This is a genomic window from Janthinobacterium sp. LS2A (genome assembly GCF_036543145.1).
In the GTDB taxonomy this organism is placed as follows: Bacteria; Pseudomonadota; Gammaproteobacteria; order Burkholderiales; family Burkholderiaceae_D; genus Janthinobacterium; species Janthinobacterium aestuarii.
Window position 1 is genome coordinate 249,540 of the sequence record NZ_JAZHPB010000006.1, and the last position, 25,999, is coordinate 275,538.

A 25,999-nucleotide genomic window follows, 5' to 3' on the forward strand; every position below is an offset into this window, starting at 1 on the left:
CTGTGCATTATTCATCATTTTTCCCCATTTTGATTCGGAATATGCTGGTGACCTCTCTACAGAAAGGCCACACCATGAAAAAATTACTGATCAGCAGCCTGTTGCTCGCCGCCTTTTCCAACGCCCAGGCGGCCGAGGTCCTCGTCGTGCTGTCGGACGCCAATCACCTTGACTTGCGCGACGGCAAGGTCTTTTCGACGGGGTTTTATCTGAATGAATTGATGCAGCCCGTGAAAAAGCTGCTCGATGCGGGCCACACGGTGACGTTCGCCACGCCGCAGGGCCAGGTGCCCACCTTGGATGCCAGCTCGGATACGGTCGATTACTTTGGCGGCGACGCGGCCGCGCATGCGGCGCACAAGGCGCTGCTGGACCAGCTGGCGCTGACGGTACCGGGCCGCTCGCCCGTGATCAGCCTGAAGCGCGTGGAACAGATCGGTTATGGCCACTACGCGGCCGTGCTGGTGCCGGGCGGCCACGCGCCGATGCAGGATCTGTTGAAGGATGCCAGCCTGGGCGCCTTGCTGCGCCAGTTCCACGCGGATGGCAAGCCGACGGCGCTGCTGTGCCATGGCCCCATCGCCCTGCTGTCGGCCTTGCCGCAGGCGGGCGCGTTTGCGGCTGTGCTGGAAGCGGGCCGCACGCCGCCCAAGCCGGCGGACTGGATCTACAGCGGCTACCGCATGACGGTGATCAGCAATCAGGAAGAACTGGCGGCGCAAGGCGCGCTGAAGGGCGGGACGATGAAGTTCTACCCGCAGTCGGGCTTGCAGGCGGCCGGCGCGCAGTATGTGCAGAACCAGACGCCGTGGACCAGCAACGTCGTGGTCGACCGCGAACTGATCACGGGACAGAATCCCGCCTCGGCACCGGCCCTGGCGGACAAGCTGCTGCAGGCGCTGCGCTAAAGCAAAAATCCCCGGCCGCGCCAAGTGGCGCGTCCGGGGAGGTAGAGTGCATGCAGCGGAGATTACACGATCGTCAGGGTGACGTCGATGTTGCCGCGCGTGGCGTTCGAGTATGGGCAGACGATGTGGGCGGCGGCGACCAGCGCTTCGGCGGCGGCGCGTTCCATGCCTGGCAGCGAGATTTTCAGTTCCACTTCGATGCCGAAGCCCGTTTCGATGGCGCCGATGCCGACGTTGCCTTCGATGGACAGGTCCGCTGGTACGGCGATCTTGTCGCGGCCGCCGACGAATTTCATGGCGCCGATGAAGCAGGCCGAGTAGCCGGCGGCGAACAGTTGTTCCGGATTGGTGCCGACAGCGCCATTGCCACCCAGTTCTTTTGGCGTGGTCAGCTTGACGTCCAGCACATTGTCGGACGACACGGCACGGCCTTCGCGGCCTCCGGTGGCGGTGGCTTGAGCGCGGTACAGGACTTGTTTGATCGACATGGTGGTTTCCTTTAGGTAGATAAATAGGTGGCTACTAAATAGTGTGCTACTTGTTTCGTGGGCTCTCGCCCCAGGATCTCCGTCTGCAGAAGCACTTGCCGGCGTCCATGTACACAATATATATCGCGTGCTATTTAATTGCAAGCGATTTTATTTCGGGGTGGCGCGAATTGATGCTTTATTTTGCAGCCTTTGTCGCCACTACCTGGCTTCCATCGCATAATGGCCACCGCCGCCGGGGCCGATGGTTATGCTTGGCCCACTTCACACCCCAAGGAAAAATCATGACTAGCCTCTTCTTTATCCTACGCATCACCGTGGCCACGATGCTCACCTATATCATCGCCACGGCGATCCTGGTGGAGAACTTCCTGCGCTATATCTTCGGGAATACGGAAGGCTTCTTTGTCATCGTCGGCGCGCTGCTGGCCAGCGCCGTCATCACGAATGCGTTTTCGCACGTGCGGCGCGTGCGCTTGATCGCCGGCGCCGTCAACGCCGGCACCCTGTCGAGCCGCCAGCGGCGCCAAATTGAGATCCCGTTCGAGGCGGGCGAGGCGTTCGACATGATCGACGCGGCCATCCGCGAATTGCCGGGCAGCGAAGTGGTCGAAAGCGCACGCGACAGCCTGCAGGTGCAGGCTAGAGTGCGCCGTGCCGCGCCGTACACGCACACGGGCTTGCCCCGCATGCGCGTGCTTGGTTTCCTCGAGCCGCGGCCGAACCAGATCCTCGCCACCGTCACGCCGAATGGCGAGGCGGGCAGCGTGACCCTGATCTGCGAACCGGCGCGCAATGCCTGGACCGACTGGTTCCTCGTCGACCATGGCAGCAACCTGGAAAACGCGGAAGCGGTGACGCGGGCGATGACGCGCCGCGTGGCGCAGCGCCGGCGCGGCGAGCAGGCCGAGGCGCGCCAGACGGTGACGGAAAAGGAACTCACGGTGGCCAAGCTGAGCCTGCTGCATGCGCAGGTCGAGCCGCACTTCCTGTACAACACCCTGGCCAGCGCGCAGCTGCTCACGCGCAGCGACCCCGTGCGCGCCGATGAAATGCTGGGCAACCTGATTTTGTACCTGCGCCACTCGCTGCCACGCACGGAGCAAGCGATGTCGACCCTGGGCACGGAGCTGGAACGGGCGCGCGCCTATCTCGATATTTTGAAAATCCGCATGGGCGGGCGTTTGAACCTGCAGATCGAAGTGCCGCAATACCTGCGTCAGGTGGAGCTGCCGCCGATGATGCTGCAAACCCTGGTGGAAAACGCCATCAAGCATGGCCTGGAGCCGAAAAGCGGCGGCGGTACCATCTGGATCATGGCGCGCAGCGGCGATGGCACGGTGATCGTCACGGTGGCCGACGACGGCAAGGGTTTCAGCGACGATGGTGCCGGCACGGGCATCGGCCTGCGCAATGTGCGCGAACGCTTGCGCCTGACCTACGGCAATGCCGCCGCGTTTGCCATTGTCGCCAATTTTCCCGATGGCGTGACAGCCACCATCACGGTGCCGGACAGCACGGCGCAAGGAGTGTCGTATGCATCAGCCTGAGATGACTTGCGTCATTGCCGAAGATGAAACCCTGCTGCGCGACGCGCTCGTGGCCCTGCTGACCGAAGAGTGGCCCTACTTGCGCATCGTCGCCGCCTGCGACGACGGCGGCACGGCGCTCGAGGCCATCGCCACGCACAAGCCCGACGTCGCCTTCCTCGATATCCGCATGCCGGGCCTGACGGGGCTGGAAGTGGCGGCCGGCGCGCTCGAAGCGAGTCCCGCCACGCAGGTGGTGTTCGTCACGGCCTACGACCAGTACGCGATCGATGCCTTCGACAAGGGCGCCGTCGATTATCTGTTGAAACCGATCGGACGCGAGCGCCTGCAAGCGACCCTGCAGCGTGTGCAGGCGCGGGCCGGCAAGGCCCGGGCGGGCGACGGCGGGCTGGCCGGCCTGCTGCAGCAATTGAGCAGCGCCTTGCCTGCGGCCGCCAAGTCGCCGCCGCTGGTGTGGCTGACGGCCAGCAGCGGCAAGGATACGCGGCTGATCATGGTGGAAGACATCGCCTATTTTCAGTCCGATACCAAGTACACGGCCGTCATGACGGCGGACGGCGAGGCGCTGCTGCGCAAGCCGATCCGCGAACTGCTCGACGTGCTCGATCCTGCCATCTTCAAGCAGATCCACCGCTCCACCATCGTCAACATGAAGATGGTGGCGTCGGTGACGCGCGACGAGGTGGGACGCGGCGCCTTGCGCCTGAAGACGCGGCCGGAAACGCTGGCCGTGAGCCAGCCGTTCATGGCCTTGTTCCGGAATATGTAGGTCGGCTTAGCGGGGCCGCCAAGGCCCGCCAGGGCGTAAGCCGACATCACTACAGGCCTATTCCGCCGTCTCGAACCCTTCGAGCACATTGACGACATTGATGCCGATTTCCTTCACCGCATAGCCGCCTTCGAGGATGAAGGCGGTGGGCAGGTTCAGGTGGGCCAGGCGCTCGCCCACGCGCAGATAGTCGCCGCTTTGCAGGGCGAAGTGCGACAGCGGGTCGCCAGCAAAGGTGTCGACACCGAGCGACACCACCAGCGCGTCGGGCGCGTACATATTGATGCGCAGGCAGGCCGTTTCCAGCGCGGCGAACCAGCTGGCCGTGGTGCTGCCGGCCGGCAGCGGCAGGTTGACGTTGTAGCCGAGCCCCGCGCCGCTGCCCGTCTCGTCGGCGTGGCCCAGATAAAACGGATACTCATTGCGCGGGTCGGCGTGGATGGAGGCGAACAGCACGTCGTCGCGCTGGTAAAAGATGCTTTGCGTGCCGTTGCCGTGGTGGTAGTCGATATCGAGGATGGCGACCTTGCGGGCGCCATCGTCGAGCAAATGCTGTGCGGCCAGGGCCGCGTTGTTCAGAAAACAGTAGCCGCCAAAAAAGTCGCTGCCCGCGTGGTGGCCCGGTGGGCGCGTGAGGGCGAACGTGGCCCGCTCGCCCAGGCGCAGCGCGTGGGCCGCGTTGACGGCGCAGTCGGCGCCTGTCTTGGCCGCCGTCCACGTGCCGGCCGTCAGCGGCGTGCCATTATCCATCGAGTACAGGCCCAGCTTGGCCGTGAAATCGTCCGGTTCGATATCGCTGCGCAAGGTGCGCACGGGCCAGACGGATGGCAGTGCATCCTTGCCCGCGTTGTCGGGGTCGAGCGCCAGCCAGTCGTGCCAGGCGTGGCGAAGGAAATGCAGGTAACGGGGCGTGTGGATGCGCTCTAACGACGTCAGCGGCACGCCATGCGGCGTGACGATGCGGCCCAGGTTGCGTCGCCCCAGCTCGGCCACCACCATGTCGGCCCGTTCGGGCGTTTCGAAGCAAGGCACCATGGTCCCGCGAAACATCTCGAAGCGGCCCCGGTGCTGGCCGTGCAATTCATTGTAGAAGGTCAGCATGGGGCGCCAGGCGAAAAGTCGGGCAGGATCAGGTGTGCGAGCACAGGGTGCTGGCGCGGTAGGCGGCGACGAAATCGTCGAAGCTGCCGGCCGGTGCCGCTTCCATGGCGCGCTGCTCGGCCAGCGAGCTGGCGGCCATCGCGTCGAAATACGCACTTTGCTCGGGTGTGGGCGGATGCGCGCGGAAAAACGCCGCATGGCGTTCGCTTTGCTGCAGGCCGAAGGCGGCAAACGAGCCGCCGTTGGCGCGCAGCTCGGCCAAGACCTTCGCCGATGGCGTCGCATCGGGGTTGGCCAGTTTGACGGCTTGCGCCGCCAGGCTGTCCGCGTGCTGGGTGCCGCCATGGCGAGAGTCGAGGAGGGCCGCCACGGGGGCGATGCGTGCCAGCAATTCCTCGCCCCAGGCCTGCAGGGTGATCTCCTCGCCGTCGCGGCGCAGGGTCAAGCCCGGCTTGCGGCCTTCCTTGACGGTGCGGGCGAAATTGTTCGTGTAGCAGGCGCTTTGCTCGGCCGAGATGGGACCGCTGTCGTCGAGCGCGCAGAACAGCAGGAACGCGTCGAGGAAACGGCCCGTTTCCAGGCTGATGCCGACCGGTTCGAACGGGTCGACGTCCATGCAGCGCACTTCGATGTATTGCACGCCGCGCAGGCACAGAGCCTGGATCGGGCGCTCGCCCGTGCGGATCACGCGCTTCGGGCGGATGGTCGAATAGTATTCATTTTCGATCTGCAGCACGTTGGTGGACAATTGAATCCACTCGCCATCCTTCTTGGTGCCCAGCGCCGCATATGGCGGATACGGGTCGTTGACGGCGTGCGTGAGCGCGTTGACGTAGTCTTCCAGGCTGTTTTCGTGCGGACGCAGGCCCGACTGGGCATCGTTCTGGTAGCCGAGGTCGCTCATGCGCAGGCTGGTGGCGTACGGCAGGAACAGGGTGTCGTCGGACAAGGTGTCGAGCTTGTGCGCGCGGCCGCGCAGGAAACCGGCGGACAGGGCCGGCGAAGCGCCGAACAGGTACATCAGGAGCCAGCTGTAGCGGCGGAAATTGCGGATCGTTGCCAGATAGCTTTCCGACTGCACGTCTTTCGGCGTGGCGGCTGCTTGCGTGGCGCTGGCGCTGGTGTCCGGATTGCTGGCCAGCACTTGCCACAGCTGCTCGTCGAGCGAGTAGTTGTAATGGATGCCGGCGATGCATTGCATGGCTTTGCCGTAACGCAAGGCCAGGCCGCGCCGGTAGACGTGCTTGAGCATGCCCATGTTCGAGGTGCCGTAGTTGGCGATCTCGATCTCCGCTTCGGGCGGCAGCTGGCATGGCATCGACTGGCTCCACAGCAACTCGTCGCCGAGGCGGCTGTAGGCGTGGCGGTGCACGGTGTCGAGCTTGTCGAGCGTGACGCCGATGTCGGCTTCGGCCGGGGTGATGAATTCGAGCAGCGCCTCGGCGTAGTCGGTGGTGATTTCAGGGTGCGTCAGCGCCGAGCCCAGAGCGGCGGGATGGGGCGTGGAAGCCAGATGGCCGGCGTGGTCGACGCGCAGGGTTTCACGTTCGATGCCGCGCAAGCCGCCCAGCAGCGCGCGGTTGGCATCTTCGGTCAGCAATGCCAGGCGGCGAGTCAACAGGTTGGGCAATTTGAGCTTCCTTTCTTGTGCAGCATATAAATAATTTGTGCTGAGATTAACCGAATTTTGGCAAATGCGTCGGCGCCGGCCCAAAAAACGCCGCGTCGCCAGCGTCCGTCCCGGGCAACGGGGACGGCGCTTCGGTCAGGAATTCGCTTGATAGTTTAACAAACTGCGGGGGGATCTGGCGCGCTGCCGGGTCAAGCTTTGCGCACGTGGCGGCCGTCAGCCCAGGCGGGCGCCGCTGACCCGTTCGATGCCGGCCAGGTCGCGCCAGCTTTGCACTTTGTTGTAGCCGGCGTCGGCCAGCAAGCCGCGCACGGACGCCGCTTGGTCGTAGCCGTGCTCCATCAGCAGCCAGGCGCCTGAGGCCAGGTGGCGTGCGGCGCCGGAAACGATGGTGCGCAGGGCCGACAAGCCGTCCGCGTGGTCGGTCAGCGCGCCCGTCGGTTCGAAGCGCAGATCGCCTTCGGCCAGGTGGCGGTCGCCGCTGGCGATGTAGGGGGGATTCGAGACGATCAGGTCGAATTTTTCCGTGCCCAGCGCTTCGAACCAGTCGCTGGCCATGAAGGTGATGTTGACGCCGTTGGCGCTGGCGTTGCGGCGCGCCACGGCCAGCGCCGCGCTGCTCACGTCCAGGGCCGTGACGACGGCGTCGGGCCGCGTGTGCGCGAGCGCAACGGCGATGGCGCCGCTGCCCGTGCCCATGTCGAGCACCCGTCCGCCCGGTGGCAGGCGCTCTAGCGCCAGTTCCACCAGTACTTCCGTGTCGGGGCGGGGGATCAGCACGGCGTCGTTGACTTCGAACGGCAGGCCGAAAAATTCACGCTGGCCGACGATGTAGGCGATCGGCTCGCCCTGCAGGCGGCGCGCCAGCAAGTTCGACAGCCGTTCCGTTTCGTTGGGAGTGAGTACACGCTCCGATTGCGTGATCAGGCTCACGCGCGACAGGCCCAGCGCGTGGCCGAGCAAAATGCGGTTATCGAGCGGATCGAGCAGCGGACGGATTTGCAGGGCGCCGACAGTGCTGCCGGCGGGAATCAAGGTTTCTGGCATGGTGCTTTCAATTATTTCTGACGGCGCAGCAAGGTCCACAGCATGGCGATGGCGAAGATGGCGAACCAGGCGAAGGCCCATTGCGGGATCGACAGGCCGAAAAACGGCTCGCCGGCGCTTTCGCAGGCGCCGTACGATTCAAACATGAAGGGCATGAGTTCGGCCGTGAAGACCTTGTTCAGCGCCGTTTCCACCGGATCGATGCCGCACGAGAAGCCGGGATTGGCCAGCACGTACAAATGCTTGGCGCCCACGCCCAGGCCGCCCAGGGCTGCCAGCAGGCCGACGCTGGCGCCGATTTTCGGCCGGTTGGCCACCGCGCCAGCCAGGCAGGCGATGCCGATGGCGAGGAACAGGTAGCGCTGGATCACGCACAGCGGGCACGGCGCCATGTTCATGGCGTGCTGCAAATACATGGCCACGCCCAGCATCAGGAAACACAGGGCGGCGGTCAACAGGAGGACGGTGCGTGAATTTTTCATGGGCGACACGGTGAGGTGGATGGAATCGAGCTGGTCATTTTCGCACAAGGGCCGATTTTTATTGCTTAGCCGCTACTTAAAGCTGTCGGCTTACGCGCTGCGCGCCAAGCCGACCTACAACTGCGGGGTGGTCGGCGTAGGTCGGCTTAGCGCAGCGTAAGCCGACACAGCGGCGTCAGCGTTTAGTCACCGAGTGCCGCCAGCAATTCCGCCTGATGCTCGGCCGCCAGCGCATTCGTCAACTCCGTCAAATCCCCATCCATGATGAAGTCGAGTTTATATAACGTCAGGTTGATGCGGTGGTCCGTCAGCCGGCCTTGCGGGAAATTGTACGTACGGATGCGCTCGCTGCGGTCGCCCGAGCCGATCAGGCTCTTGCGCGTGGCCGCTTCCTTCGACTGCTGTTCGCGCAACTGCACGTCCTTGATGCGCGCGGCCAGCACCTTCATCGCTTGCGCCTTGTTCTTGTGCTGGCTGCGGTCATCCTGGCATTCGACCACAATGCCGGTCGGCAAGTGGGTGATGCGCACGGCCGAATCCGTCTTGTTGATGTGCTGTCCGCCGGCACCCGAGGCGCGGTAGGTGTCGATGCGCAAGTCGGCCGGGTTGATGTTGACGTCTTCGACTTCATCGGCTTCCGGCATCACGGCCACCGTGCAGGCCGACGTGTGGATGCGTCCCTGCGTTTCCGTGGCCGGCACGCGCTGCACGCGGTGGCCGCCCGATTCGAATTTCAGTTTCGAATACGCGCCATTGCCCACCACGCGCACGATCACTTCGCGGTAGCCGCCCAGGTCGGAGTCGGACGAGGACACGAGTTCCACCTGCCAGCGGTTGCGCTCGGCAAAGCGCGTGTACATGCGTAATAAATCGCCGGCGAACAGGGCCGATTCGTCGCCGCCCGTGCCGGCGCGAATTTCCAGGAAGATATTGCGCTCGTCATTGACGTCCTTCGGCAGCAGCATGGTCTGCAGTTCGCGCTCGAGCCGCGCCATGGTGGTTTTCGCCGCTTCGATTTCTTCCTGGGCGAATTCCTTCATGTCCGGATCGCCGAGCATCTCTTGCGCCGTCGTAATATCGTTGCCCGCTTCCTGGTAGGAGCGGTACAGGGCCACCAGCGGGCCCAGTTCGGCGTGCTCGCGCGTCATCTTGCGGTAGCTGTCCATGTTCGACGTGGCGTCCGGGTGCATCAGCAGTTCGTCGAGTTCGACCAGGCGGTTCGCCAGTTGATCGAGTTTGGCCAGCATGGATGGTTTCATAGCGATTCGCGGTAAAAGAGTGTAGGGATGGTGCAGGTTCTGCAACTACGGCAGGCGGGCAGGGGTGGCCGCGCGCGGGCGGCCAGCGGGGCTGCGCTAACGGCGGGGGCGGAACAGTTTTGGCAACAGGGTGACCAGCTGCTTGCGCTCGTCGCCTTGCGCGTGGTGCAGCGCCTGCTGCGGGCCGTGCAGGAACTTGGCCGTCAAGCCTTTCGACAGCGCTTCGAGGACGGCGTCGATGTCGGCGCCCTTGGCCAGCATCTTGCGCGCCCGTTCCACTTCCATCAGGCGCAACGATTCGCTGTTTTCATGCAAATGCTGGATGACGGGCACCATGGCGCGGTCGTCGACCCAGCTCATGAACGATTGCACGCGCGTCTCGATGATGGCTTCGGCTTGCGCCACGGCCGCTTGCCGGCTTTCCAGGCCCGTCTGCACGACCTTGCCCAGGTCGTCGACCGTGTACAGGAAAACGTCGTTCAAACGGCCCACTTCCGCTTCGATATCGCGCGGCACGGCCAGGTCGACCATGAACATGGGCTTGTGGCGGCGTGCCTTGATGGCGCGCTCGACCAGGCCCAGGCCCAGCAGGGGCAACGATGACGCCGTGCACGAGATGACGATGTCGAACTGGTGCAGCTGCTCCGGCAAGTCCGCCAGGCGGATGGCCTTGCCGTTGAAGCGGTGCGCCAGTTCCTCGCCCCGTTCCATGGTGCGGTTGGCAATGGTGATGCTTTTCGGGTTTTGCGCCGCAAAGTGCGTGGCGCACAATTCGATCATTTCGCCGGCGCCGATGAACAGCACGTTCTGCTCGGCGATCTTGTCGAAGATGCGCTGCGACAGGCGCACGGCGGCGGCCGCCATGGACACGCTGTGGGCGCCGATTTCCGTGCTGCTGCGTACTTCCTTGGCCACCGAAAAGCTGCGCTGGAACAACTGGTGCAGATACGTGCCCAGGCCGCCCGCCTCGTCGGCCGTGCGGATGGCGTCCTTGATCTGCCCGAGGATCTGCGTTTCGCCCAGCACCATCGAATCGAGCCCGGAGGCGACGCGGAAGGTGTGGCGCACGGCATCGTGCTGCGGCAGCATATACAAGTGCGGGCGCAGCTCGCTGTAATTGAGCTGGTGGTAGTCGGCCAGGAAATGCGCGCCTGCGTCGAGCGGATTGGGCACATGGCTGGCCGCATACAGCTCGGTGCGGTTGCACGTCGACAGGATGGCCGCTTCGTCGTTGTCGCGCAAGTCGATGCGCTGGAACCAGGTACGCGCCGCCATCACCGCCGAACCCAAGTGCTCAGGCGCAAACGCCAGCTGTTCGCGAAGCGACACTGGGGCGGTGGTATGGTTGAGGCCGACGGCGAGCAGTTGCATTTCAGGGCTGTTGGGGTGACTTATGCCGACATTATAGCGCTTTGTGCCCGCGCTTTGAGCAGGTCAGCCGTTGCCGCCATTCAGCCGCCCAGTTTTTCCAGGCGATAACCGTAGCTGTAGACGGGCACGAGCCGGTAGCCGTGTTCCGGTTTCAGCTGCAGCTTGTTGCGCACGCGCGAGACATGGGTATCCATGGTGCGCGAAGGCAGGGCCGTGTCGCGCTGCCACACGGCTTCGTGGATGTAGGCACGCGACAGGGGCCGGCCCAGGTTGCGGAAAAACAGCAGCGCCAGGGCGAATTCCTTGTGCGTCACGTCCAGCACTTCGCCATCGCGCAGCAGGCGGCCGGGGCGGGTTTCAAACGTGTAGGACCCGAATTGCAAGTACTCGGCGCCATTCTGGGCCGGGTAGGCTACGCGCAACAGCGCCTGGGTGCGCAAGGTCAGTTCGCTGCGCCGCAGGGGCTTGATCATGTAGTCGTCGGCGCCTGCCGTCATGCCCGCCACCACATCGTCTTCGCCGGAACTGTTGGTCATAAACAACACGGGCGCCTTCGGCGCCAGTTTTTCGCGGGCACGGCGCAAGACTTCCGCGCCGTCCAGATCGCTCACATGCCAGTCGAGGATGAGCATGTCGCAACTGTCCTTGCGCAGTTGCCCCAGCATTTCCTTACCACTCTGAAACTCGTGGCAAGCGTGGCCGGCGGCGGTGAGCACCTGGCAGATCAGCTCTGCCTGGCTATGGTCGCTATCGAGTACGGCAATTCGCATAATTGGCTGGAGTGTGTAGCAACAAACAGACGGTCTGCTCTGCTTATCGTAATGTTAAGGAATGCTCAAGTGAAATATAACAGAGATTGCAACTGTGTCCAGTGAAATCGGAGGGCGGAGCCTTTACGTTACACTTGTTCATCTACCCCCTACTGTGGAGAAGCGGCCATGCCAGACAAGAGCACTACCGATTGGACACTGATACCGGCCAGTCGTGCGGAAATCGAGCAAGTGCGCGAGCGTTGCCGGCGCCTGGTGCAGCGGCGCGCGATGATGTCGGCGGGCGCCTCGGCCATTCCCATTCCCGGCGTCGACCTGATGTCCGACGTAGGCCTGTTTTCCATGCTGATCAACGATATCAACCACGAATTCGGCCTGACGCCCGAGCAGATCGAGCGCCTGAACCCGCAGTTCAAGATGATGGCCTACCGCGCGGCGGTGGGCATGGGCGGCATGCTGGTGGGAAAGCTGGTGTCGCGCGAACTGATCCTCCACCTGCTCAAGCGCAGTGGCGTCAAGATAGCCACCAAGCAGGTGGCGCGCTTCGTGCCGTTTGCCGGCCAGGCGGTGGCGGCAGCCATCGGCTACGCCGTGTTCCGCCAGATCGGCAACCAGCACGTGAACGCCTGCGCCGCGGTGGCGCAGGAATTGCTCGCGGTCAGGCCGGATTAACTATTACGCGTCCGGCAGCACCACGTTGACGTCGAGCACCTCCAGGTTGCCCTGGCGGTCCAGCGAAATCTTGATGTCGTCGGCATTGACCTTGGTGTACTTGGAAATGACGGCGATCAATTCCTTGTGCAGGGCGGGCAGGAAGTCCGGACCATCGCGTCCGCTGCGTTCGCGGGCGATGATGATCTGCAGGCGTTCCTTGGCCGCGGTGGCCGTCTTCGGCTTGGGGGGGAAGAGGAAAGAAAGCAAGGCCATATCACTTCGCCCCAAAAATGCGCTGGAGTAATCCAGGCTTTTCATAGTTGGTAAAGCGCAACTCGACTTCTTCGCCGAGGAAACGCGAGACCACGTCTTCATAGGCTTGCGCCACGTCCGTGCCCGTGAAATGGATGGCCGGGTTGCCCTGGTTCGAGGCGGCCAGCACTTGCTCCGACTCCGGAATGATGCCCACCAGCGGGATGCGCAGGATTTCCTGCACGTCCTGGTAGGACAGCATTTCATCCGATTCCACGCGTTTCGGCGAGTAGCGGGTGATCAGCAAATGTTCCTTGACCGGCTCGCCGCCCGTCTGCGCGCGGCGCGACTTGGCTTGCAGGATGCCGAGGATGCGGTCCGAATCGCGCACCGACGACACTTCCGGATTGGTGACGATGATGGCTTCGTCGGCGAACGTCAGCGCCATCAGCGCGCCATGCTCGATGCCGGCCGGCGAATCGCAGATGATGAACTCGAAACCCATGTTGATCAGGTCGTTCAACACGCGTTCCACGCCTTCTTCCGACAAGGCATCCTTGTCGCGCGTTTGCGACGCGGGCAGGATGAACAGGTTGTCGCAGTGCTTGTCCTTGATCAGGGCCTGGTTCAGGGTGGCCTCTTTATTGATCACATTGATCAGGTCGTAGACGACGCGGCGCTCGCAACCCATGATCAGGTCGAGGTTACGCAGGCCCACGTCGAAGTCGAGCACGGCTGTCTTGTGGCCGCGCATGGCCAGGCCAGTGGAAAAACTGGCGCTAGAGGTCGTCTTGCCGACACCGCCCTTGCCGGACGTCACAACAATAATTCTTGCCACAAATAATCCTTTTCAGATATCTCTTGAATTGTGCAGCTTAAGAGCGGTTCACGGGAGTGACCGGATTGACAGAGTGTATATCGATTCTGTCTCCAGCCAAACGAATTTGCGCGGGTCCGCGCGCCATTTCCGCAGGGAAACCATCCTCGAACGTGCGGTACACGCCGGCGATCGAGACCAGTTCCGGTTCCATGGCCAGCGCGAAGATGCGCGCCTGGGCATTGCCCGAGGCGCCGGCCAGCGCGCGGCCGTACAGCGAGGAATATACGTGGATGCTGCCGTCGGCGATGATTTCGGCGCCATTGTTGACGACAGCGGTGATGATCAGGTCGCAGCCGCGCGCATAAATGCGCTGGCCGGCCCGCACGGGCGTGTCGATCACCATCACCTGGGCATCGGCGCCCGACTGGGCCGCCGCCGTGGGCGTATCCTTGGGGCCATCCTTGGGCGGCGCATCGTCGCGCGTCTTGCCGCTGTCGAGGCTCAAGCCTTGCGCGAGGATGGCGTCATGCATGTCGGCCGGCGCATTGCGCACGGCCACGGCATTCAAACGGTATTTCTTCAGCAGGGCCACGAGGGCGGCCCAGTCGATGGGCACGCTGCCGGGCGGCAAGGCCGCCACGTCCAGCACGGCCAGGTCGTCCTCGAAAAAGTCGGCCACGCCTCCCGTCATGTCGCGCAAGGCGGCATCGAGGGCCTGCGTATCGGCGCTATGCATGATGGCGGAGACAGCAACGACGGTGGAAATCTTGATTTCGATAGGCTTCTGCGACGGGCTTTTGGACATAAACATTTATCAAAGTGAAACTGCGGCAGGCCAGATGTTCCGTACGGCAACAATGGGAGCAGTAAATTTCTTGCATTCTACTGCAAAAAAATCGGCGTCAGGGGCCTGGCGCATGCTATTCCGCAGGGCAACACCTACTTCATGTCAAAAAAAACGGACGGCGCCCCGGAAAACCGGTGCGCCGCCCTGAAAGCAGCCCTGCATGCGGCCTGGATAGGCTTAGGTCATGCAGCCGCGCGCATCTGCCGCGCCGCCGCGACCATATTCTTTAAAGCCGCTTCCGTTTCCACCCAGCCCCGCGTTTTGAGGCCGCAGTCCGGGTTGACCCATAAATGGGCCGGTGGAATCACGGCGCTGGCTTTTTGCAGCAATGCCACCATGTCGGGTGTCGAGGGGATACGCGGCGAGTGGATGTCATACACGCCGGGGCCGATTTCGTTCGGATATTGAAATTGGCCAAAGCCTGTCAGCAACTCCATGTCCGAGCGGCTTGTCTCGATCGTGATCACGTCGGCATCCATGGCGGCGATCTGCGGCAGGATGTCGTTGAACTCGGCATAGCACATGTGCGTGTGGATCTGTGTCGCGTCGCTGACGACGGACGCGGCGATGCGGAAGGCGCGCGTGGCCCAGGCCAGGTAAGTATCCCACTGGCCGCGGCGCAGGGGCAAGCCTTCGCGGATGGCCGGCTCGTCGATCTGGATGATGCCGATGCCGGCCGTTTCCAGATCGGCCACTTCGTCGCGGATGGCCAGGGCGATCTGCAGCGCCGTGGTGGCGCGCGGCTGGTCGTCGCGCACGAACGACCATTGCAGGATCGTCACGGGACCCGTCAGCATGCCCTTTACCGGTTTGTGCGTCAGGCTTTGTGCGTGCACCGTCCAGGCCACCGTCATGGCGGCCGGGCGCTGCACGTCGCCATAGATGACGGGCGGCTTGACGCAGCGCGAGCCGTACGATTGCACCCAGCCGTGGCGGGTAAACACAAAACCGTCCAGTTGTTCGCCGAAGTATTCGACCATGTCGTTGCGTTCCGCTTCGCCATGCACGAGCACGTCCAGGCCCAGCGCTTCCTGGCGCCCCACGGCGTGGGCGATTTCGGCGCGCATCTGCTGTTCGTAATCGGCGATGGCCAGTTCGCCGCGCTTGAAACTCGCGCGGGCGGCGCGGATGGCCGTCGTCTGCGGGAAGGAGCCGATGGTTGTCGTGGGGAAATCGGGCAGCTGGAAACGCGCGCGCTGCACGGCCTGGCGCAGCGGGAAGCTGGAATCGCGGCGGTCCACGGTGGGCGTGAGCGCTTGCAGGCGCTGCGCCACTTGCGGGCGATGCACCCGGGCGCTGGTACGGCGGCCGGCAATGGCCTGACGGGAAGCGGCCAGTGCGCTGTCATCAGGATGGCCTTCGAGCGCGCCCTTGAGGATGGCGATCTCCGCCAGTTTTTCCGTGGCGAACGCCAGCCAGGTCCGGATTTCACCGTCGAGCTCTGTTTCCGCTTCCAGACTGAACGGCACGTGCAGCAAGGAGCACGACGGCGCCAGCCACAGCTGGCCGTTGCGCTTGGCCGCCAGCGGCTGCAGCACGGCCAGGGCCGCGTCAAGGTCGGTGCGCCAGATGTTGCGGCCATCGACTATGCCGATCGACAAGACTTTATGCGCGGGCAGCCAGTCCGTCACGCTGACCAGTTCATGCGGCGCGCGGATGCCGTCCACATGCAGGCCGGCCACGGGCAGGCGGCAGGCCAGGCTGAGGTTTTCTTCCAGCGGCGAGAAATACGTGGCCAGCAGGATATTGATACCTACCTGGTTCAGCTGCCAGTAGGCGCTCTCGAAAGCGCTGCGCCACGCAGTGGGCAAGTCCAGGCCCAGGATCGGTTCGTCGACCTGCACCCACGCCACGCCTTGCTGTTTCAGGCGGTCGAGCAGGGCGCCGTAGACGGGCAGCAATTGTTCCAGCAGGGACAGGCGGTCGAAGCCGTGTGTCTTTTCCTTGCCCAGCCACAGGAAGGTGAGGGGGCCGATCAGGGCCGCCTTGACCTGGTGGCCCAGCGCCTGCGCTTCGGCCACTTCCGCCAGCAGGCGCTCGCAAGCGAGAGAAAACTGGGTCTGCGGCGACAATTCGGGCACCAGGTAATGGTAATTGGTGTCAAACCACTTGGTCATTTCCAGCGCGGCAGTGCCTGCGGCGTGTGCAGGGTGCGCATGGCCGCAGTCCGCGTGCTCCGCATGCGTGCCGGTCTCTGCACCGCGCGCCATCGTGAAATAGCGCGCCAGCGGCGACTGCTCCGGCGTGAAGCTGAAACGGGCCGGTTCGCAGCCCAGCAGCTGGATATGGTTGGCCACCTGGTCGTAGAAGGCGAAGTCGCCCACGGTAACGTAGTCGAGCCCTGCATCGCGTTGCAGCGCCCAGTGGCGCGCGCGCAATTGCTGGCCCGTCGCTTCCAGCGCCGCCTCGGTCAGCTCGCCGCGCCAGTGGCTTTCCAGTGCCAGTTTCAGTTCGCGCGCGGCGCCGATACGGGGAAAGCCAAGAATGTGGGTACGAATGGTCATGATGTCATCGAGATTTAATGTGAATGCGCTAGAGTGTGCGGCAACTTGGTCTATAATCAAAACGAAACATTTTGACGAATAACATGAAAATAATTCACGTACAGCCACCAATTTCCCGATGCTAGAAATCCGCCACCTGCGCACCCTGAGTGCCCTGCGTTCGTCCGGCAGCCTGGTGCGCGCCGCGCAGCTGCTCAACCTGACCCAGTCGGCCCTGTCGCACCAGATCCGTTTGCTCGAAGAGCGCTATAAGGCGCCCTTGTTCGAGCGCAAGTCGATGCCGATTGCCTTTACGGCCACGGGCAGCCGGCTGCTGGAGCTGGCCGACAAGCTGCTGCCCGAGATCGAACTGGCCGAGCGCGACGTGGCGCGCCTGTCGCAGGGCGACCAGGGACAGCTGCGCGTGGCGCTCGAATGCCATACCTGCTTCGACTGGCTGATGCCCGTGATGGATGCGTTCCGCCAGCGCTGGCCGGAAGTGGAAATCGATCTTGTTTCCGGCTTTCACAGCGAACCGGCCGACTTGCTGCGTTCGGGCGAGGCGGACCTGGTCATCGGTTCGCCGTATGGCCCCGATTTCACCGTGTTTCCCCTGTTCCGCTTTGAAATGCTGGTGGTGATGGCGCAGAAGCACCGGCTGCAGGCACAGCGCCGGCTGGCGGCGGCCGACTTTACGGGCGAGACCTTGATTACCTATCCCGTACCGGAAGAGCGCATCGACCTGATCCGCGAAGTGCTCAAACCCGCCGGCATCCAGTTCGAGCGCCGCACGGCCGAATTGACGGTCGCCGTGCTGCAACTGGTGGCGAGCCGGCGCGGCATCGCCGCCTTGCCGAACTGGGCCATCAAGAATTACGTCGATTACGATTATGTGGTGGCGCGCCCGGTGGGCGAGCATGGCCTGTGGAGCGACCTGTATGTCTCCGTGCCCGACCATCTGCAGGACAAGGCGTACGTGCGCGATTTCGTCAGCGTGATACGCGAGCAGTGCGCGGCCTCGCTCGATGGTATCAAGTTGTTGTCTTGATCAACGTTGAGTTGGAAACAAACCAACAGCAAAGCTTGATAAATATCAAGGTTCAGCAATGAACCACCGCTTACAGTTGAGCACTGTGCGGCGCAACATGGCGCTGCCTACTCTTTGGGGAGGAACGACATGTTTTCATTTTCCGAACAATGGGCACTGGCCGGCAAGGCCGTGGTGGAAGCGCAGTTGATCAGCGCGCAAGCGTATGCCCAGGCCGCCGTCGACAGCGGCGCCAGCGTGCTGGACTTGCAGCTCGATGCGGCCCGCGCAGCGCTGGCCGCCGCTACGGTGGCGGGCAATCAGCTGCTGTCCGTGAAGGACCCGCAAGCGCTGCTGCAACTGTCGCGCACGCAGTCGCAACTGGCCATCGAACGCATCGGTGCATATGGCCGCCAGGCAAAGGATGTTGCCCAAGAAACCCAGGAGAAATTCGAGACTGTGACAAAGGGTGAGTTTGCTGCATCGCGTCAAAAATTTGGCGAGCTGTTGCAGGTGGTAAAGCAAACCCCCGTACCCCTGATTATTCCCTTCAATAATTTTCTAAAAACCACTTTCGGCAGCGCAGATGAAGGGTATGATAAAAATAAAAACACGCGTCCTGCGCGCCAGGCGTAAGCGTTTTGCGGCCCGGCAGCGGCTATCCGCCGCGCCTGGCCGCCCGCCGCCACCGCAAGCAGGCTGTCATCGCCGCCGCCTGCGGTGCGGCGCTGGAACTGCGGCGCATGCCGCGCTAGAATGAAACGCAGCTTGCTGTGTCTTCCCGGATTCTCATTGGATTCTATTAACACCTTGACCTTGGCCCTCGTGGCCTGCATATCGGAGAAATAAATGGATGATGTCGTAATCGTGGCCGCTGGCCGTACCGCAGTCGGCAAATTCGGTGGCAGCCTGGCCAAGATTCCTGCGTCCGAACTGGGCGCGCATGTAATCAAGGGCTTGATGGCTCAAACCGGCATCGACCCGAACCTGATCGGCGAAGCGATCCTGGGCCAGGTGCTGACGGCCGCCGTCGGCCAGAACGCCGCGCGCCAGGCCGTCATCAAGGCTGGCCTGCCCAGCGCCATCCCGGCATTTACCATCAACAAGGTCTGCGGCAGCGGCCTGAAGGCCACGCACCTGGCGGCGCAAGCGATCAAGTGCGGCGACGCCAACATCATCATCGCCGGCGGCCAGGAAAACATGAGCGCGTCGCCGCACGCGATGAACGGCTCGCGCGACGGTTTCCGCATGGGCGACTTCAAGATGATCGACACCATGATCGTCGACGGCCTGTGGGACGTGTACAACCAGTACCACATGGGCATCACGGCGGAAAACGTCGCCAAGAAATACGAAGTGACGCGCGCCGAGCAGGATGAATTCGCGCTGCAGTCGCAACTGAAGGCCGAAGCGGCGCAAAAAGCGGGCAAGTTCAAGGATGAAATCCTGCCGCTGGAAATCGCCAACAAAAAAGGCACCGTCGTCTTCGACAGCGATGAATACATCAAGCCGGGCTCGACCCTGGAGTCGCTGTCCGGCCTGCGCCCCGCGTTCGCCAAGGACGGCACTGTCACGGCTGGCAATGCCTCGGGCCTGAATGACGGCGCCGCCGCCGTCATCATGATGTCCGCTTCGCAAGCGAAAGAACTGGGCTTGAAGCCCCTGGCGCGCATCAAGGCTTACGCGTCGTCGGGCCTGGACCCTGCCGTCATGGGTATGGGCCCCGTCTCCGCATCGCGTCTGTGCCTGAAAAAAGCCGGCTGGACGCATGAAGAGCTGGACCTGATGGAAATCAACGAAGCGTTTGCCGCGCAAGCGATTGCCGTCAACAAGGAAATGGGCTGGGATACCAGCAAGATCAACGTGAACGGCGGCGCGATCGCCATCGGCCACCCGATCGGCGCGTCCGGCGCGCGCATCCTGGTCACCCTGATCCACGAAATGATACGCCGCGACGCCAAGAAAGGCCTGGCAGCCTTGTGCATCGGCGGCGGCATGGGTGTTGCTCTCGCGATCGAACGGGACTAATGGTGGACATCGAACCTAAGCTACTGCGCGTCGCGCTTTGCGGCCTGCGATGCTCACCGTGCTAAAGCACGGTTGCACTTCTTAGCCACAAATCATCGCCGCTCGCTACGCTTGGATACGGTGCGGTACGGCGCTGTGGTTCAACGGTTGTGGACTACTTTCACTAAATAATTAACTTTCTAGCAATAGAACGACACTGAGGGGATGAAAATGGCAAGAGTTGCATTGGTAACTGGTGGCATGGGCGGTCTGGGCGAAGCGGTGTGTTTCAAGCTGGCGGCGCTCGGCTATCGCGTGGTGACCACATATTCCCCAGGCAATCCGAAGGTCGCGGAATGGCTGGCGACGACGAAGGACATGGGCTATGACTTCAAGGCGTATCCGTGCGACGTGGCCGACTACGATTCGGCGGCTGCCTGCGTGGCGGCCGTGGAAGCGGAAATCGGTCCTGTCGACGTGCTGGTGAATAACGCCGGCATCACGCGCGACATGACGTTCAAGAAGATGGACAAGCCGAACTGGGACGCCGTGATGAGCACCAACCTCGATTCCGTCTTCAACATGACCAAGCCCGTCTGCGACGGCATGGTGGAACGCGGCTGGGGTCGTATCATCAATATCTCGTCCGTCAACGGCCAGAAGGGCGCCTTCGGCCAGACCAACTATTCGGCCGCGAAAGCCGGCATGCATGGTTTCACCAAGTCGCTGGCGCTGGAAGTGGCGCGCAAGAACGTCACCGTCAACACCATCTCGCCAGGGTACATCGGCACCAAGATGGTCATGGCGATTCCACAGGAAGTGCTCGACAGCAAAATCATCCCGCAAATTCCGATGGCGCGCCTGGGCAAGCCGGAAGAAGTGGCCGGCCTGGTCGCTTACCTGGCTTCTGATGAAGCGGCGTTCGTCACGGGCGCCAACATTTCCATCAACGGCGGCCAGCACATGTCGTAATCGTTGTTGAGGTAAAACAGAAAGACAGCTTCGGCTGTCTTTTTTTATGCTTGCCAGCAAAACAAGGGGATGGCTGGATTTGCCTTAAAATCAGCATTTCTCCACTGCATCATTTCCATGACCCTTGTTTCCGCCTTGCGCCGCGCCAGCGTGGCCGCCATCCTTTTCCTGGGCGCCAGCGCGGCCCAGGCCAGCGTCGCGTTCCACGTCACGGTGACTACCGAGCGCGTCAACAAGCCCGGCGTGAAAACCAGCCTGCCCGCGCGCACTACGCAGGAAAGCGATGTCGTGCTGGGCGAACAGTACCTGAGCGTGCGCGATGGCAAGGCCTTGTCCGTGTTGGACTTTGCCACGCGCCGGCGCCACGTCATCGATATGGCGACGTCCACCTACGACACGTATTCGCTGTTCGACGTGGCGGGTTTTCGCGTCTTCGAGCTGCGCCACCGGCAGGGGATCGCCGGCATGTTGAAGGCGGGCGGCCTTGAGCAGCACGCAACGCTGCCCGTGTATGAGGAGCAAGCTTTGTCGGTGCTGGACAACAAGCGGCGCGGCGCGCTGCAGCCCCAGCTGCTCGACGGCGCCGTGCTGTGGTCGCTTGACGAACAGCCCCTGCTGCGCCTGGGCATTGCCGGCAGCCCTGTCAGCGGCGACGACGCGACGGCGTTTGCCCAGTACTTGCGCTACAGCTGGGGCGGCCATCCGCTGGTATTGAAGCTGCTGGCCGATGGCCAGCGCATTCCCGCCGCATTCACCTTGCACTACGAGGAGGTGGGCGGCAAGGTCGCGCGCCATTTCCGCATCAGCGCCATGACGGCGGGGGCGCCCGCCACCTATTCGCTGGCTGCCTACCGGCCCCGTCCGCTGGCGGCCGACGCGCCGCCGCTCGAACGGGTGCTGGCGCAGGCGGCGCTGTTGCCGCCGTTGAGCCCCCAGGCGCATCCCGCGCTGCGCGCCGAAGCGGAAAAGCTCTTTGCCGCGGAAAAGCCCTTCGAGGCTTTCTTGACCATGTTGGAAGACCATTTTTCCACGGGCGCGCTGGTCGAAAAACTGTCGCTTCAGCAACAACGGGCCATGCAGGAGTGCCTGCCCATCCACGATTTGACGCGGGGATTGCAGGCCAAGGACAAGGAGGGCATCGCGGACGCGCTGGCCACCGTGCAGGAATTGAGGAAGCAAACGGGGCTGGAGCAGCCCGTCCTGGCCTTGTTCGAGGGGAATTTGCGCGCCAAGCTGGGACAATGGCCGGAAGCGACGGCCTTGTATCTGCAAGTGCTGCAGGCAAAGCCGCAGATGGCGGCCGTGTATCAGGATCTGGGCGACGCCCTGCTGGCGCAGTTCGATGCGCCGAATGCCTGGCGCAGCTGGGATGCGGGCCGGGCCATGGCGCCGTCGCTGCGGCAATTTCGCAAGGTCAACGACCTCGAGCGCAGCCTGCTGAACGATTATCCTGCCTTCTTTGCCGACGCTAAAGCAGTTCAGCCCAGCACCAGCCGTCCGGCCAGCAGCACGAAGACGGACGGCAGCACGAACTTGCCATAGGGCGAAGGCTTGCCGCGCAGGCGGCGCGCCAGGCGTGCGGCCAGCACGGCGTAGATGGCGTCGAACAACAGGCCCATCAGCACCAGGACGGCGCCCAGGCGCAGGTATTGCATGCCGACCTGCTCGCTGCCGGCGACGAATTGCGGCAGGAACATGCTGCAAAACAGCAGTGCCTTCGGATTGAGCAGATTCGTCAGGAAGCCGCGCATCAGGCTGGCGCGGGCGCTGTGCGCCGTGGCGGGTGCCGCTTCTTCCTGCGCCGTTTTGCTCGACAGGGCCGACTGCAGCAAGCGCAGCGCCAGGTACAGCAGGTAGGCGGCGCCCGCCCATTTGACCCACTGCAAGGCTTGCGGATGCGTCACCATCAATGCCGCCAGGCCCGCGCCCGACAGCGCCACGTGGACGGCGCGCGCGCCGGCGATGCCCACGGCCGTCACCAGTGCCGTGGCCACGCCGCGCGCGGCGCCCGTCGCCAGCACCAGCGCCATGTCGGGGCCCGGTAATAAAAAGGCGCCAGCCAGTGCCAGCAAGTACATCAGGAAGGTAGAATCGGACATGGGCCAGTCGAAAAGAAAAGCGGGAGCATGCGCACGGTGCAGCCTGCTCGCCGGGCCCCATTATGTTCTTGCGGCGATGAAATGTGCTTGCTTTTCCTGCCCTGCATGCCCTAGTATTCGGGTAGATTCCACTCGTATAAAAACAAAAATTAGATGAAAATTTCAGAAGTTAGCCTCGACGCCACCGATTTGCAGATACTCAGGCTGTTGCAGGATGAAGGAAGGCTGTCGAATGCGCGCCTGGCCGAGCGCTTGAAACTGAGCGAAACCCCCGTCTGGCGCCGTCTGCGCCGCCTGGAAGAGGAAGGTTTTATTACCGGCTACCAGGCTTTGCTCAACCGCAAGAAGCTGGGCATCGGCCTGGTCGCGTTCGTACGGGTCGTGTTCGCCAACCATGGCGGCGAGCAGCCGTCGCAGTTCGAACAAGCCATCGCGACGATTCCCGAAATTCTGTCCTGCCACAACGTGGCGGGCGAAGCCGATTATTTCCTGCAAGTGGTGGCGCGCGACCTGGAAGCGTATGGCGAATTCGTCTCGACCGTGCTGCGCCGCTTGCCTGGCGTGGCGGAAATCCAGTCCAGCCTGTCGATGCGCGAAATCAAGTCGTCGAACCGCCTGCCTTTGCTGCTGGCCTGAGGCGCCGGGCGCGCACTATAATTGGAACAGTTGCCAGGACTCGTGCCTGGCGCCCTGACCGCCACTCCAAGGACCGCCATGCCCGATTCCCTGTCTCCTTTGTTTCCCGCCCTGTCGCCGAACCGGCACGGCATGCTGGCGGTCGATGACATCCACACCATTTATTGGGAAGAGTGCGGCAATCCCGACGGCATTCCCGTGCTGTTCCTGCATGGCGGCCCCGGCGCGGGCCTGTCGCCGCAGCACCGCCGCTTCTTCGATCCGCAGCGCTACCGCGTGATCCTGTTCGACCAGCGCGGCGCGGGCAAGTCCACGCCGCTGGGCGAATGGCGCAACAACACGACGCAGTTGCTGATCGAGGACATCGAACGCCTGCGCGCCCAGTTCGGCATCGACCAATGGCTGGTGTTTGGCGGCTCGTGGGGCTCGACCCTGGCGCTGGCGTATGGCCAGGCGCATCCCGCAGCCTGCCTCGGTTTCGTACTGCGCGGCATTTTCCTGTGCACGCAGGCGGAAATCGACTGGTTCATCGAGGGCGTGCGCTGGTTCTATCCGGAACTGTACGCGGAATTTGCCGCGCCGATACCGCCGGAAGAGCGGGGCGACCTGCTGGCGGCCTATGTGCAACGCATCCTCAGCAGCGATCCAAACGTGTACTGGCCGGCCGCGCGCGCCTGGAGCCGCTTCGAAGGGCGCCGCGTCTACCTGATGCCACAACCGGAAGATGCGCCGAACGATGCGCTGGACCTGGGCGTGGGCCGGCTTGAATCGCATTACATGGCCAATCTCGGTTTCTTCGAGGAAGACCAGCTGATCCGCAACATGGGGCGCATCGCGCATTTGCCGGCCGTCATCGTGCAAGGACGCTACGACGCCATCTGTCCGCCGCTGTCGGCCTACCGCCTGCAGCAGGCATGGCCGGGCGCGCAGCTGGAAATGATACCGGACGCGGGCCATGGCGCGCTCGAGCACGGCATCGCTTCGGCGCTGGTACGCGCCACCGAGCGCTTCGTACCTGGACGCGGCTTCGCATGAACTGTGAACATGCCGGTTGGCAAAGCGGCCAGCCGGCGTGCGCCACCTGCTACACTATGGCCTGTGCTGGCGCCACGGTCGGGCGCCGGTGTGAACCCACGACTTTTTATCCATGAACATACAGATCGGCGACATCGGCCATATCATCCAGCTGGCGATTGCGCCGGTTTTCCTGTTGACCGGTATCGGCACCATGCTGGTGGTGCTGACCAACCGCCTGGGCCGCATCATCGACCGCACGCGCGTGCTGGAAGACCGGCTCGACATCGGCTACAACGATTTCTATATGGATGAGCTAGATACCCTGTATCGGCGTACCCATCTGATCAATTACTCGATTTCGCTGAGCACGGCGTGCGGTTTCTTCGTCTGCGTCATCATCGCCATGCTGTTTTTGGGCGATATTCTGAACCTGACCCTGGACAGATACATCGCGGCCTTCTTTGTGCTGGCCGTGATTTGCCTGATCGGCTGTTTTATTTATTTACTGCGCGAGATTTACCTGGCCGCGACGGCCCAGCGCATCCGGCGCCATATCCGCCCGCCACGGTAAGCGGCGCGCCGGTTTTACCCTACTATTGAAGAACGAGTCCAGCATGCACGATTACAAACGTCCCCCCACCCTGCACCGCTACGGCCAGCGCAGCGAACTCGAGCTGGCGCTGAGCCTGGGCCAGTTCCGCCTGGCGCCTGCGGGCAATTGTTTGACCCTGAGCTTTTCGCAAGTGTGGGACAAGCAACTGTTCGACCTGTTCGCTCCGGCCGACGCTTGTTTGATCATCCACAATACGGAAGAATTCGGCGAACGCCTGCACCGCGCCGTGCAGCGCACCTTGCCCAGCTGGGCCGGCATCGATGGCCTGGTCGAATACGGCCAGCGCGCCGCCCTGGGCGCCGCCTTTACCAAGACGCGCGCCGAAGCGCCCGAGCAGGAATGGCTGTTCGCCTGGCGCTCGATGCAGCCGCAGGCGAGCCTGAATCCCGTCACGGTGAAGCTGGGCAGCCTGGAAAATTTCGCGGAAATCCGCGACCGCGATACCTACTTGGCGTAATTCAGCTGGATTTGTCAGCGTACTGGCTGTCGATGCGGGCCAGCACGGCGGCCATCATGCGCTCGATATCGCCGCGTATCATGGTCGTGCCCAGCATGCCGGGCACATAGAAGCCCGGCATCAGCCGGCTGGAAAAGACGATGCGCGTGCCGCCCGTCTCGGGCACGGGATACAAATTCCAGCGCGATTCGTAATGCCGCATGTCGCCGGAGATCAGGGCGATGTCGATGGACGTCAACGGCGTTTCCGTGGCCCGCACCACCAGGTGGATGGGGTGGTTCATGAACAGGAAGCGCGCCATGCCTTGCTGCTCGATGATGACTTCATTGCCGTTGCGCGACAGCACGCGGCAGGAGCTGAGGTCGGGCACGAATTCACTCATGCGCTCGTAGGTGGTCAGGGTCTTCCACACGGACGCCGGCGGCGCCTGCACGCTGGCGCTGGCATCGACTTCATACATGCGCTGCCCGTCGACCTCGATGCGCTTGACCTCGACCTTGAGCTTGTCCAGGCGTATCGCCTGTGCCAGCGCGGTAGCGGGGACGGCGCACAGCATCAGCAGGCAGAGGAAGAGTCGCTTCATGCCAGCTAGCCTACGGGAAAGTACCGCCCGGCACAAGCTGTACCCATCGCCGGCCGCTGCGCCGGGCGATTTAGAACTCCCGGTCTAGAGAAAGTCGCTGCGGCGATCGGCAATGCTTGCTACCGTACGGCCTGCAACCACTTCTACCGGACCGATC

27 protein-coding genes are annotated in these 25,999 nt (G+C 63.2%); 13 read left to right on the forward strand and 14 right to left on the reverse strand.

Annotated elements, in window-relative coordinates:
- Positions 1 to 74: 74 nt before the first annotated feature.
- Positions 75 to 908, forward strand: coding sequence for a type 1 glutamine amidotransferase domain-containing protein (locus V3C40_RS18660; protein ID WP_331778231.1), 834 nt, complete (start codon positions 75 to 77; stop codon positions 906 to 908).
- A gap of 62 nt (positions 909 to 970) precedes the next feature.
- Here the strand turns inward: V3C40_RS18660 and V3C40_RS18665 are convergent, their stop codons facing one another.
- Positions 971 to 1,396: an organic hydroperoxide resistance protein gene (locus V3C40_RS18665; protein WP_034752862.1), complete on the reverse strand. Its 426-nt coding sequence runs from the start codon at positions 1,394 to 1,396 to the stop codon at positions 971 to 973.
- A gap of 284 nt (positions 1,397 to 1,680) precedes the next feature.
- Here V3C40_RS18665 and V3C40_RS18670 point away from each other — a divergent pair, with 284 nt between their 5' ends.
- Both V3C40_RS18670 and V3C40_RS18675 read left to right on the forward strand, forming a co-directional pair.
- Positions 1,681 to 2,946 carry a histidine kinase gene (locus tag V3C40_RS18670; RefSeq protein WP_034752864.1) on the forward strand — a complete coding sequence of 422 codons (1,266 nt, stop codon included), beginning with the start codon at positions 1,681 to 1,683 and terminating at the stop codon, positions 2,944 to 2,946.
- A complete protein-coding gene (locus V3C40_RS18675) occupies positions 2,933 to 3,715 on the forward strand; it encodes a LytR/AlgR family response regulator transcription factor (RefSeq protein WP_331778232.1) in 783 nt (260 codons plus the stop codon). Before V3C40_RS18670 ends, V3C40_RS18675 begins: the two co-directional genes overlap by 14 nt.
- A gap of 57 nt (positions 3,716 to 3,772) precedes the next feature.
- On the opposite strand, the gene V3C40_RS18680 is transcribed toward V3C40_RS18675, so the two are convergent.
- From V3C40_RS18680 to V3C40_RS18710, 7 genes are all read right to left on the reverse strand, one after another.
- Positions 3,773 to 4,816, reverse strand: a complete 1,044-nt coding sequence (locus V3C40_RS18680) for a histone deacetylase family protein (protein ID WP_058049326.1) — start codon at positions 4,814 to 4,816, stop codon at positions 3,773 to 3,775.
- A 28-nt stretch (positions 4,817 to 4,844) separates the two neighbouring features.
- Positions 4,845 to 6,446 (reverse strand): glutamate--cysteine ligase, encoded by a 1,602-nt coding sequence (gshA, locus tag V3C40_RS18685; protein ID WP_034752873.1) that lies wholly within the window; start codon positions 6,444 to 6,446, stop codon positions 4,845 to 4,847.
- 216 nt (positions 6,447 to 6,662) lie between these two features.
- Complete coding sequence (gene prmC / locus V3C40_RS18690; RefSeq protein ID WP_046681907.1) at positions 6,663 to 7,493, reverse strand: peptide chain release factor N(5)-glutamine methyltransferase; 831 nt, start codon at positions 7,491 to 7,493, stop codon at positions 6,663 to 6,665.
- Positions 7,494 to 7,504: 11 nt separating this feature from the next.
- Positions 7,505 to 8,023 (reverse strand): disulfide bond formation protein B, encoded by a 519-nt coding sequence (locus V3C40_RS18695; RefSeq protein ID WP_331778233.1) that lies wholly within the window; start codon positions 8,021 to 8,023, stop codon positions 7,505 to 7,507.
- Positions 8,024 to 8,157: 134 nt separating this feature from the next.
- Positions 8,158 to 9,234 carry a peptide chain release factor 1 gene (gene prfA, locus V3C40_RS18700; RefSeq protein ID WP_034752877.1) on the reverse strand — a complete coding sequence of 359 codons (1,077 nt, stop codon included), beginning with the start codon at positions 9,232 to 9,234 and terminating at the stop codon, positions 8,158 to 8,160.
- Between the two features lie 96 nt (positions 9,235 to 9,330).
- The gene (gene hemA / locus V3C40_RS18705; RefSeq protein ID WP_034752880.1) at positions 9,331 to 10,605 is read right to left on the reverse strand and encodes a glutamyl-tRNA reductase; all 1,275 of its coding nucleotides are present in this window, start codon (positions 10,603 to 10,605) and stop codon (positions 9,331 to 9,333) included.
- An 80-nt stretch (positions 10,606 to 10,685) separates the two neighbouring features.
- Positions 10,686 to 11,375, reverse strand: a complete 690-nt coding sequence (locus V3C40_RS18710; protein WP_034752882.1) for a response regulator transcription factor — start codon at positions 11,373 to 11,375, stop codon at positions 10,686 to 10,688.
- Between the two features lie 168 nt (positions 11,376 to 11,543).
- On the opposite strand from V3C40_RS18710, the gene V3C40_RS18715 reads away from it, so the two are divergent.
- Entirely contained in the window at positions 11,544 to 12,047 is a 504-nt protein-coding gene (locus V3C40_RS18715) for a YcjF family protein (RefSeq protein WP_219328549.1), read from the forward strand.
- A gap of 3 nt (positions 12,048 to 12,050) precedes the next feature.
- On the opposite strand, the gene minE is transcribed toward V3C40_RS18715, so the two are convergent.
- From minE to metE, 4 genes are all read right to left on the reverse strand, one after another.
- The gene (gene minE / locus V3C40_RS18720) at positions 12,051 to 12,302 is read right to left on the reverse strand and encodes a cell division topological specificity factor MinE (RefSeq protein ID WP_034752886.1); all 252 of its coding nucleotides are present in this window, start codon (positions 12,300 to 12,302) and stop codon (positions 12,051 to 12,053) included.
- A gap of 1 nt (position 12,303) precedes the next feature.
- Positions 12,304 to 13,119, reverse strand: a complete 816-nt coding sequence (gene minD / locus V3C40_RS18725; protein ID WP_034752889.1) for a septum site-determining protein MinD — start codon at positions 13,117 to 13,119, stop codon at positions 12,304 to 12,306.
- Positions 13,120 to 13,156: 37 nt separating this feature from the next.
- Positions 13,157 to 13,906, reverse strand: a complete 750-nt coding sequence (minC, locus tag V3C40_RS18730) for a septum site-determining protein MinC (RefSeq protein WP_034752890.1) — start codon at positions 13,904 to 13,906, stop codon at positions 13,157 to 13,159.
- A 224-nt stretch (positions 13,907 to 14,130) separates the two neighbouring features.
- Positions 14,131 to 16,452 carry a 5-methyltetrahydropteroyltriglutamate--homocysteine S-methyltransferase gene (metE, locus tag V3C40_RS18735; RefSeq protein ID WP_331778234.1) on the reverse strand — a complete coding sequence of 774 codons (2,322 nt, stop codon included), beginning with the start codon at positions 16,450 to 16,452 and terminating at the stop codon, positions 14,131 to 14,133.
- A 118-nt stretch (positions 16,453 to 16,570) separates the two neighbouring features.
- On the opposite strand from metE, the gene V3C40_RS18740 reads away from it, so the two are divergent.
- The 5 genes from V3C40_RS18740 (at position 16,571) to V3C40_RS18760 (ending at position 21,979) form a co-directional block, all read left to right on the forward strand.
- Entirely contained in the window at positions 16,571 to 17,479 is a 909-nt protein-coding gene (locus V3C40_RS18740) for a LysR family transcriptional regulator (protein ID WP_034752892.1), read from the forward strand.
- A gap of 129 nt (positions 17,480 to 17,608) precedes the next feature.
- The gene (phaP, locus tag V3C40_RS18745) at positions 17,609 to 18,094 is read left to right on the forward strand and encodes a TIGR01841 family phasin (RefSeq protein WP_051991330.1); all 486 of its coding nucleotides are present in this window, start codon (positions 17,609 to 17,611) and stop codon (positions 18,092 to 18,094) included.
- Between the two features lie 213 nt (positions 18,095 to 18,307).
- Complete coding sequence (locus tag V3C40_RS18750) at positions 18,308 to 19,486, forward strand: acetyl-CoA C-acetyltransferase (RefSeq protein ID WP_034752893.1); 1,179 nt, start codon at positions 18,308 to 18,310, stop codon at positions 19,484 to 19,486.
- A gap of 210 nt (positions 19,487 to 19,696) precedes the next feature.
- Positions 19,697 to 20,437, forward strand: coding sequence for an acetoacetyl-CoA reductase (phbB, locus tag V3C40_RS18755; protein ID WP_034752894.1), 741 nt, complete (start codon positions 19,697 to 19,699; stop codon positions 20,435 to 20,437).
- A gap of 117 nt (positions 20,438 to 20,554) precedes the next feature.
- Entirely contained in the window at positions 20,555 to 21,979 is a 1,425-nt protein-coding gene (locus tag V3C40_RS18760; protein ID WP_219328546.1) for a hypothetical protein, read from the forward strand.
- Here the strand turns inward: V3C40_RS18760 and V3C40_RS18765 are convergent.
- On the reverse strand, positions 21,916 to 22,536 hold the full coding sequence (locus V3C40_RS18765; RefSeq protein ID WP_257620333.1) for a LysE family translocator: 621 nt from the start codon (positions 22,534 to 22,536) through the stop codon (positions 21,916 to 21,918). The genes V3C40_RS18760 and V3C40_RS18765 overlap by 64 nt on opposite strands.
- Positions 22,537 to 22,689: 153 nt before the next feature.
- Here V3C40_RS18765 and V3C40_RS18770 point away from each other — a divergent pair, with 153 nt between their 5' ends.
- The 4 genes from V3C40_RS18770 (at position 22,690) to V3C40_RS18785 (ending at position 25,259) form a co-directional block, all read left to right on the forward strand.
- On the forward strand, positions 22,690 to 23,172 hold the full coding sequence (locus V3C40_RS18770; protein ID WP_034752896.1) for an Lrp/AsnC family transcriptional regulator: 483 nt from the start codon (positions 22,690 to 22,692) through the stop codon (positions 23,170 to 23,172).
- Between the two features lie 78 nt (positions 23,173 to 23,250).
- The gene (gene pip, locus V3C40_RS18775; RefSeq protein ID WP_219328545.1) at positions 23,251 to 24,207 is read left to right on the forward strand and encodes a prolyl aminopeptidase; all 957 of its coding nucleotides are present in this window, start codon (positions 23,251 to 23,253) and stop codon (positions 24,205 to 24,207) included.
- A 112-nt stretch (positions 24,208 to 24,319) separates the two neighbouring features.
- Positions 24,320 to 24,760, forward strand: coding sequence for a DUF2721 domain-containing protein (locus tag V3C40_RS18780; protein ID WP_034752898.1), 441 nt, complete (start codon positions 24,320 to 24,322; stop codon positions 24,758 to 24,760).
- Between the two features lie 43 nt (positions 24,761 to 24,803).
- A complete protein-coding gene (locus V3C40_RS18785) occupies positions 24,804 to 25,259 on the forward strand; it encodes a hypothetical protein (RefSeq protein WP_034752899.1) in 456 nt (151 codons plus the stop codon).
- Between the two features lies 1 nt (position 25,260).
- Here V3C40_RS18785 and V3C40_RS18790 read toward each other — a convergent pair whose 3' ends face one another.
- Positions 25,261 to 25,842 carry an SRPBCC family protein gene (locus tag V3C40_RS18790; RefSeq protein ID WP_254671738.1) on the reverse strand — a complete coding sequence of 194 codons (582 nt, stop codon included), beginning with the start codon at positions 25,840 to 25,842 and terminating at the stop codon, positions 25,261 to 25,263.
- Positions 25,843 to 25,999: the final 157 nt, after the last annotated feature.

Bases quoted from the DNA above. Each gene is read 5' to 3' on its own strand.
- V3C40_RS18660 (WP_331778231.1), top strand. From the start codon at position 75: ATGAAAAAATTACTGATCAGCAGCCTGTTGCTCGCCGCCTTTTCCAAC.
- V3C40_RS18665 (WP_034752862.1), bottom strand. From the start codon at position 1,396: ATGTCGATCAAACAAGTCCTGTACCGCGCTCAAGCCACCGCCACCGGA.
- V3C40_RS18670 (WP_034752864.1), top strand. From the start codon at position 1,681: ATGACTAGCCTCTTCTTTATCCTACGCATCACCGTGGCCACGATGCTC.
- V3C40_RS18675 (WP_331778232.1), top strand. From the start codon at position 2,933: ATGCATCAGCCTGAGATGACTTGCGTCATTGCCGAAGATGAAACCCTG.
- V3C40_RS18680 (WP_058049326.1), bottom strand. From the start codon at position 4,816: ATGCTGACCTTCTACAATGAATTGCACGGCCAGCACCGGGGCCGCTTC.
- prmC (WP_046681907.1), bottom strand. From the start codon at position 7,493: ATGCCAGAAACCTTGATTCCCGCCGGCAGCACTGTCGGCGCCCTGCAA.
- prfA (WP_034752877.1), bottom strand. From the start codon at position 9,234: ATGAAACCATCCATGCTGGCCAAACTCGATCAACTGGCGAACCGCCTG.
- hemA (WP_034752880.1), bottom strand. From the start codon at position 10,605: ATGCAACTGCTCGCCGTCGGCCTCAACCATACCACCGCCCCAGTGTCG.
- V3C40_RS18710 (WP_034752882.1), bottom strand. From the start codon at position 11,375: ATGCGAATTGCCGTACTCGATAGCGACCATAGCCAGGCAGAGCTGATC.
- V3C40_RS18715 (WP_219328549.1), top strand. From the start codon at position 11,544: ATGCCAGACAAGAGCACTACCGATTGGACACTGATACCGGCCAGTCGT.
- minE (WP_034752886.1), bottom strand. From the start codon at position 12,302: ATGGCCTTGCTTTCTTTCCTCTTCCCCCCCAAGCCGAAGACGGCCACC.
- minC (WP_034752890.1), bottom strand. From the start codon at position 13,906: ATGTCCAAAAGCCCGTCGCAGAAGCCTATCGAAATCAAGATTTCCACC.
- metE (WP_331778234.1), bottom strand. From the start codon at position 16,452: ATGACCATTCGTACCCACATTCTTGGCTTTCCCCGTATCGGCGCCGCG.
- V3C40_RS18740 (WP_034752892.1), top strand. From the start codon at position 16,571: ATGCTAGAAATCCGCCACCTGCGCACCCTGAGTGCCCTGCGTTCGTCC.
- phaP (WP_051991330.1), top strand. From the start codon at position 17,609: ATGTTTTCATTTTCCGAACAATGGGCACTGGCCGGCAAGGCCGTGGTG.
- V3C40_RS18750 (WP_034752893.1), top strand. From the start codon at position 18,308: ATGGATGATGTCGTAATCGTGGCCGCTGGCCGTACCGCAGTCGGCAAA.
- phbB (WP_034752894.1), top strand. From the start codon at position 19,697: ATGGCAAGAGTTGCATTGGTAACTGGTGGCATGGGCGGTCTGGGCGAA.
- V3C40_RS18760 (WP_219328546.1), top strand. From the start codon at position 20,555: ATGACCCTTGTTTCCGCCTTGCGCCGCGCCAGCGTGGCCGCCATCCTT.
- V3C40_RS18765 (WP_257620333.1), bottom strand. From the start codon at position 22,536: ATGTCCGATTCTACCTTCCTGATGTACTTGCTGGCACTGGCTGGCGCC.
- V3C40_RS18770 (WP_034752896.1), top strand. From the start codon at position 22,690: ATGAAAATTTCAGAAGTTAGCCTCGACGCCACCGATTTGCAGATACTC.
- pip (WP_219328545.1), top strand. From the start codon at position 23,251: ATGCCCGATTCCCTGTCTCCTTTGTTTCCCGCCCTGTCGCCGAACCGG.
- V3C40_RS18780 (WP_034752898.1), top strand. From the start codon at position 24,320: ATGAACATACAGATCGGCGACATCGGCCATATCATCCAGCTGGCGATT.
- V3C40_RS18785 (WP_034752899.1), top strand. From the start codon at position 24,804: ATGCACGATTACAAACGTCCCCCCACCCTGCACCGCTACGGCCAGCGC.
- V3C40_RS18790 (WP_254671738.1), bottom strand. From the start codon at position 25,842: ATGAAGCGACTCTTCCTCTGCCTGCTGATGCTGTGCGCCGTCCCCGCT.